Origin of the sequence: Nostoc sp., from assembly GCF_036917235.1 — a bacterium.
Lineage (GTDB): Bacteria > Cyanobacteriota > Cyanobacteriia > Cyanobacteriales > Nostocaceae > Nostoc.
Genome location: NZ_JBALDU010000026.1, coordinates 1 through 7,038 on the forward strand (window position 1 = coordinate 1; position 7,038 = coordinate 7,038).

6 protein-coding genes are annotated in these 7,038 nt (G+C 41.1%); 2 read left to right on the forward strand and 4 right to left on the reverse strand.

Going from position 1 to position 7,038, the window contains the following annotated elements:
* Window positions 1–171: 171 nt before the first annotated feature.
* The 4 genes from V7K44_RS08195 to V7K44_RS08210 form a co-directional block, all read right to left on the reverse strand.
* Complete coding sequence (locus V7K44_RS08195; RefSeq protein WP_334930377.1) at window positions 172–1,770, reverse strand: B12-binding domain-containing radical SAM protein; 1,599 nt, start codon at window positions 1,768–1,770, stop codon at window positions 172–174.
* 195 nt (window positions 1,771–1,965) lie between these two features.
* Window positions 1,966–2,925 (reverse strand): NAD-dependent epimerase/dehydratase family protein, encoded by a 960-nt coding sequence (locus tag V7K44_RS08200; RefSeq protein WP_334930379.1) that lies wholly within the window; start codon window positions 2,923–2,925, stop codon window positions 1,966–1,968.
* Between the two features lie 181 nt (window positions 2,926–3,106).
* Window positions 3,107–4,168, reverse strand: a complete 1,062-nt coding sequence (hemE, locus tag V7K44_RS08205; RefSeq protein WP_334930381.1) for a uroporphyrinogen decarboxylase — start codon at window positions 4,166–4,168, stop codon at window positions 3,107–3,109.
* Between the two features lie 331 nt (window positions 4,169–4,499).
* Window positions 4,500–5,183 (reverse strand): Npun_F0296 family exosortase-dependent surface protein, encoded by a 684-nt coding sequence (locus V7K44_RS08210; RefSeq protein WP_334930383.1) that lies wholly within the window; start codon window positions 5,181–5,183, stop codon window positions 4,500–4,502.
* Window positions 5,184–5,839: 656 nt separating this feature from the next.
* Between V7K44_RS08210 and V7K44_RS08215 the strand changes: the two genes are divergently transcribed.
* Both V7K44_RS08215 and V7K44_RS08220 read left to right on the forward strand, forming a co-directional pair.
* Complete coding sequence (locus tag V7K44_RS08215) at window positions 5,840–6,577, forward strand: hypothetical protein (RefSeq protein ID WP_334930385.1); 738 nt, start codon at window positions 5,840–5,842, stop codon at window positions 6,575–6,577.
* Window positions 6,578–6,610: 33 nt separating this feature from the next.
* Window positions 6,611–6,772, forward strand: a complete 162-nt coding sequence (locus V7K44_RS08220) for a hypothetical protein (RefSeq protein ID WP_334930387.1) — start codon at window positions 6,611–6,613, stop codon at window positions 6,770–6,772.
* The last annotated feature ends 266 nt before the right edge of the window (window positions 6,773–7,038 follow it).

Sequence of the window (7,038 nt, forward strand, 5' to 3'; positions counted from 1 at the left end):
AAAATGCTCTAAATTGGTTTAATCATTGCGGTCTATTTTTTGAGCCTGTTTAGATAGCTATTTCTGTGGTGCATTTGGTCGCAAACTGCTGTAAGCTCAAATATTGCATTTGTATGGTTTTAATTGAGAAGGGGTAATAAGTAATTTATTTACTATTACCCATTACCAACCTTAACTAACTACTGCTTCAGTTTTTTCCTCAGCTTTTTCCTTCACTGGCACATAAGGCGTTTCTGCACCTTGTGCCAAATATTCAGCTAGCTGACTTTCAATTTGCTCGCGCACAATTTGGCGATATTCCATAAAATGCTCGTTGTGGGCGCAAGCAGCGATGTAATGTTCTACAACTCCAGGGTTCCGCTTGAGAATGCTGAACAAATGATGCCAGAATTTCCAGCGGGTTTCCCGTTTGATTCCTTGTCGCCAAATCACAATCAGCAACGCTTTCACAACTACCCATTCTGGCATTTTCGCTGGGGCTTTCCAACTCGGCAAGCCCATCATCAAGAAGCAGCGATAGGTGCGATCTAAGTACTGTACAGGGTCGTATAAAGTACAAAATGCCTCAATATATTCTCTGGCAAGTTCTTCCAGGGGACGGGTGGGCAGGAAGTTCATCAATGTTGTTTGGTTGATGTTGCCATCTTGATTCTCCCGTAATCGTCCTTCCTTTTTCAGGCGATGCCAAAGCGCAGTATTAGGTAACGCTTGCAACATGGCAAAAGTAGTTGAGGGAATTGCTGCTTGTTCGGCAAAGCGGACAATGCGATCGCCTGCACCGGCTTTTTCGCCATCAAACCCAATAATAAACCCAGCCATTGGGCGCAATCCCGCTTTGGTGATGGTTTCCACTGCCTCAGTTAGAGAACTGCGAGTATTTTGAAACTTCTTAGTCATTTGCAAACTATCCTCATCCGGCGTTTCGATTCCTAAAAACACCGCCGAGAAACCAGACTCAACCATCAACTCCAACATTTCTGAGTCTTGTGCTAAGTCAATTGAAGCTTCCGTGTCAAATCGGAAGGGATACTTATGTTCTGCCATCCAGACTTTTAACTCTTTCAGCAACAATTTTACATTTCGCTTGTTGCCAATAAAGTTGTCATCCACCATGAACACACCCCGCCGCCAACCCAATTCATAGAGGCAATCTAACTCTGCTAACAATTGTGCTGGGGTTTTGGTGCGCGGTTTGCGCCCGTAGAGAACAATAATGTCGCAAAATTCGCACTGGAAGGGACACCCGCGCGAAAACTGCACCGACATCATGTCATAAGCGTTCAATTCTAATAAATCAAAGCGGGGTATTGGTGTGCTGGTGACATCAGGTTTTTCTGTGGCGCGGAAAGTCCCAGATGTGTCTCCCCTTTTTATTGCCTCAATAAACATGGGCAGCGTGATTTCCCCTTCATCCAGAATCAGAAAATCTGCGCCAACATTTTCAACTTCGTGAGGTACTGAGGTTGGGTAGGGGCCGCCAACTGCGACTAACTTGCCACGTTTTTTTGCTTCCTGGATTTGTTCAAGTAAATCTTGCTTCTGGACAATCATCGCAGAGAGGATTACTACATCTGCCCATGCCCATTCTGCTTCTGTTGCTGCACGGATGTTGCGATCGACCAGCTTGAATTCCCATTCTTGGGGCAGAATCGCCGCTACTGTGACTAAACCTAGAGGTGGTAATAAAACCTTGCGATCGACTAACTCTAAGATTTTTTCATAAGACCAAAAGGTTTTAGGAAATATTGGATACACTAACAAGATTCGCATGTAGTATCAATCCTCACACTTTGATTGTTATCCCACTCTAACGAAAATAAAGAGTTATTGACTTTTTATTAAAACCTTGTTTCCAGTTTATACCTGGAAATACACCTGATTGGGCTGCTGCCACAAGTCAAAAGGCGGTAGCCTTCCCATTAGGCAATTCCCAGTCTGACTGACAACGAGACCAAGAGTTATTGACTATTTCTTAGCACGTTCAACGCGACTAATTTTCAAAACATCACTCATAGTTGCACAATAATTTGGCAAGCCGAAACTATCGGGATTGATGAATTTTTCATAAGTAAAATGCCGATAGTTCATGCAAAATCGATCCCAAGCGGCCATCCGAATGCGGAATAGAACAATAATCAAATTAGCCAATGTTATAGATATGGGAATGCCAAAGTAAATCTTTTTGCCCAGATAAGCACAAACTTCTTTCACTGCTTGATTAGCAGTTAACGGTGCTTGACCTAAAACAAGCCGATGTGGCTGATTATCTTTAGCAGGATGATCGATCAAATATCGCACGACAGTGGCAATGTCTCGTCCGTGGATAAAGTGAAAACTGCCATCTGCTTCCAAAAAGCGAATCAAATTAATATATTTTGTCACTTCTGGAATGCCAGATGTGACAGCAGAATCGGGTTTATTCGCATCACCGCCCAATACTACAGTTGGAAAAACTGTGGTAATTTTGGGTGCGATCGCTAATTTTTCTTTTTTCTCTAAGCACTCATATTTAGAACGGATATAATCTGTGCCAATTTCCCCGGCTTCTTTTAATGGTTGATTGTAGCGATCCAAAACGCTAGCTGTCGAAAAATAAATCACCTGCTGGCAACGTTCTGGATCTAGCAGTTCGAGTAACTCTATAGTCTTAACGACATTAATATCAAATGTCTCGTCACCACCCCAAGCTGTGGCTGTGAGTACCGCTGTATCAATTGTGGATAGCAAATCGGCAAACTGGCGAATATTTTGCATATCACCTTGTAAAACGTTGATGCCTAAACGTGCCTTGGTATCAACTTGCAATTTGCTTGGGTTCCTAACTAGTAGATACAGTTCGTGATTTGTTTCTTTAATTAGAGCTTCTGTTAAATAATGACCTATACAACCACTTGCACCAGTCACTAAAATCCGTTTCTGGCTCATAGAGAATTTTTCAAAATTTAGGAGTTAAAACTAAAGAGTTAAGAATAAAGTTAAAAGTTCCGAATCAGGAGTTAAAAATAAAGTTAGGAGTGAAAGGTGAAGAGTTAAAAATAACTCTGTACCTCGCAACTGATAACTCATAACTGATAACTCCTAACTCTTAACTCATAACTCATAACTCCTAACTCTTAACTCCTGCAAGATTCAGTTCCTTTGCGGTTTCAAAGAAGAAAGCGACATTTTCTTCGGGAGTTTCTGGTAATACACCGTGACCGAGATTGAGAATGTGACCCCAATTGCCAGCTTTGCGAACGGTATCGAGGATGCGATCGCGGATAAACTGTTTAGAGCCGAATAGCACGCCTGGGTCAAGGTTTCCTTGAACTTTCATTTGCTTACCCAATCTGGCTCGTGCATCTGCCATATCTACTGCCCAGTCTACACTGACAATATCAGCGCCAGATTGTCCCATTCTTTCCAATACACCCGCACTACCGCTAACTAGCAAAATTAAAGGTGTGTCAGGATGGGTTTGCTTAACCTGCTGAAAAACTCTCTGCTGATAGGGGAGAGCAAAGGTGTCATAATCTTGAGGACTCAATTGACCCGCCCAAGAATCGAACATTTGCACAACTTGAGCGCCACAGTCAATTTGGTAGCGGGCATAGATGGCGATCGCATCTGCTAATTTAGCTAATAGTTGATGCAATATCGTCGGATCTGAAAATGCCATGTTTTTGATGATGGAATAGGTTTTAGAACCTTTTCCCTCAACTGCATAAGCTGCTAACGTCCACGGCGCACCCACAAAGCCTAACACTGTTGACTTATCGCCTACTTCCGAACGCAGCGCTTGCAAAATTGTCTTGATAAATGGTAGAGCTGCTTCTGGTTCCAAAGGATGCAGAGCATCGATTTGTTCTTGAGTGCGGAGGGGTGAGTGAATGATTGGCCCTTTACCTTCGGCGATGTCCATGTCAATGCCCAAACCAGGTAATGGAGTGACAATATCAGAAAATAAAATTACTCCATCTGGTTGGAAGGCTTTCCACGGTTGCAAGGAAACTTCAATTGCTACTTCTGGAATTTCGGAGCGATCGCGAAACGAAGGATACTTCTCTCTTAAGTCTCGATATGCTTTCATATATCGTCCCGCTTGTCGCATCATCCATACAGGGGGACGATCTACTACTTCACCACGAGCAGCCCGTAAGAGATGAGGAGTCGTTGAATAAACACCCATTTATTACTTCATCCTATTTATGCCACTGTTTAGCTTATCATTCTGGGATTACGCTTTTCCAGCAGGTTTTCAGGAAAAGGTGAATAGCAGGGCATAATAGTAATATTTTATAATATTTTGATTATTGGATATGAGCGCTCGGTTGGCTTGACTACAGTATTAATGCCAGCAAGCGCTACAATTTATTGTTTTTTTGGCTAGTCCCACGTAGCAATACACCTCTCACTTCTGCGTCAAGGGAATGTGTGAGGAAAACTCCATAAAAAAATGTGTCTCTATGTCATGCATAGAGACACATCCTTAAGGATTTTCAACAGGGATCTGGATAAATTTATGCTTTCACTGTCGCTTTCTGTTGTGAGCGTTTGAAGACTGACATCATACCACAAGCACCTATTGCTAACACACCTAACATCGCACTAGGTTCAGGAACGCTGGCGAGTCTATAGGCATGGTTATCTGTTTCAAAGGCAACGCCATTTGAGCGCATCACAACTCGGTCAAATGATTCTCCTGTATCAGCTACAAGATTGATAAACATATTAGCTTCAGAGCTGGTCCAACTACCATTAGCTATAGCAGTTGGCACATCTGAACCACTAAAAGTCTTTAACAACTGATTGCCTTTGTAAATGTCAACAAAGTTATAATCATCTAATGAACCTGCATAAAAACCGAAGTAATTAACAGCTTCTTTGAACTTAATATTGACCAAACCACTGTCGCCGGCAACATTACTACCTACTGGAGCAATTGTCAGAAATTTGGTGTTATCCCCATAAGGTGAGGCGTATTGACCAGATACACTACCTTGAACAATGTTACTAGTAATATTAGAGTAAGTAACAAATCCATTAGGATCATTTGCTGTGCCATCGTCAAAGGTGACAGTTTTGGCATCAGCGTAGCTAGAAAATGGGCCACTATTGACTTGCAGAGTTATTGCACTAGCTGGATTCGCACTCATGACCACAGCAGTCATTCCGAGTAAAGCCAAAGAGATTTTTTGCAGCATTCTAGAAATAAACCTTGAAGAACACAAAGAGAATTAAGACTGAACTTTTCTTGAAACCTAGCTATAAAAAACTGGTTTCATTACTCCAACAAATTAGAAGAAAATCACAAAGATTATTAGGCCTTTATATATGACTTTATGTTGGGTAAAACAAGCTCGAAGATGTAAGTTGAGCTTGATGCTTTGTAATCCTATTTTGATTTTTATAACTCGCAAAAGATACGGTGTATATACTAGAATATCTTTAAAGATTAAGTGAAGGCTCTTGTACAATTGTAGTGGACAGGACAAACGCATCTAAATTACTCTCGATCGCAACCAAGGTTAAGAACCAACAAAAAATCACTATTTATCGTTTGGTTTAGTTTCCCAGACTCAAAGCGATGTCTACGATGGACTACCCCTAAATCTTTAGCAAGAAGAATAGGTTAATGAGATTCTATTGAGAATAGACCGTTATTATTGACATAATATTTTCGCCTTGGGAAAGTGGGGAGTGGCGAGTGGGGAATGGAAAATAGGGACTGATGATTGAGAAATAGAGTAAAACAAGAATCAATATTTAATTGAGGATTGGACAAACAGGGGATTAGTTAATTCTCCCCCTGCTCCCTTATCTCCGCGATCTCCCTATTCCCTCACTCCCTTAACTTCTTATGCAAACTGACTCTAACAGTCCCGATCGTGTTGCATCTACTAATAACAAGCCTCATCCAGGAAAGTATTTGATTCCGCGATCGCAGCGACAGAGGTTCTTTATTCAGTTTACCTTAATGACCCTCATCGGATGGGTTGTGGGTGGCGTTGCCAGTATCGCCTTAGAGAAAATTATTCTCCAAAGTCTCTCACCTAGCGTTGCTACTCAACCACAAACATGGAGCATTTTGGTCAGAAGTCTCAGTAATGTTATATTTGCCGTGATTTTTTCTGCTGACCAAGCCCTTGTGCTTTACCGATATTTACCGGGTTGGCAGTGGCTATTTGCTACTAGTGTAGGTTGGCTGATTGCCAACGGTGTTTCTACAGCCTGGATTAACTACATTTCAACCATTGCCTCATCATCTTCTGAAGATACTTTGATTTTTGGATTTCTGTCTGCGATCGCATATATAATTTCTGGAATTTGGCTAGGGATTTGCCAATGGCTGGTGTTGAGGCGATATACAGCAGGTATATGGTGGTGGAATTTTCTACCCTCAATCTCTTTTTTCTGGATTACTATTTTGGTTTGGTTGCTTTTTATTATGCAAAATTTGATTCCAGAAACCTACCGTACTCCCATACTATATTGGAGTGGACAAGGACTGACAGCAGCGATTTTAGGAGCCATACCAGCAATTGGTTTGTGTACATTAAAAAGAAATTTACATCCTAAAACTGAAATTTCTACCTGACTTTTGTCGATATATTCTATAACCTTAATATTTATGACTCGTCCGCACATTCTCCAACTCGGTCAAAGTTATAAATTTAGTAAATATTTTGAATTACCATATACCCCAGCAGATATCTTGGCAGAACTGGGATGTAGTTATGAATGCGCATCGCTACAACTACCACAATATTCAGGTGTAATTGACTATTTATAATTTTTACAGCGTTACTTACGACGCAATATCATACGTGTAAATCCTATCAGTGAAGCTGCAAAACGTGAAGTTTTAATTGCTCCTATTTTGTTAGAAATTTGCGATCAAACACAAACTCAACTAAACATTGAGTACTCCATTAATGTTAGCGAACAACTCAAAGGAAGTTTTGATTACAGCACTTGCGTCTATTATGAGGTACACTAGATTAAAATATAAATCCTTTTAAATGAAGTCCTACTCTGTCGATCTTCGAGAAAAAATAG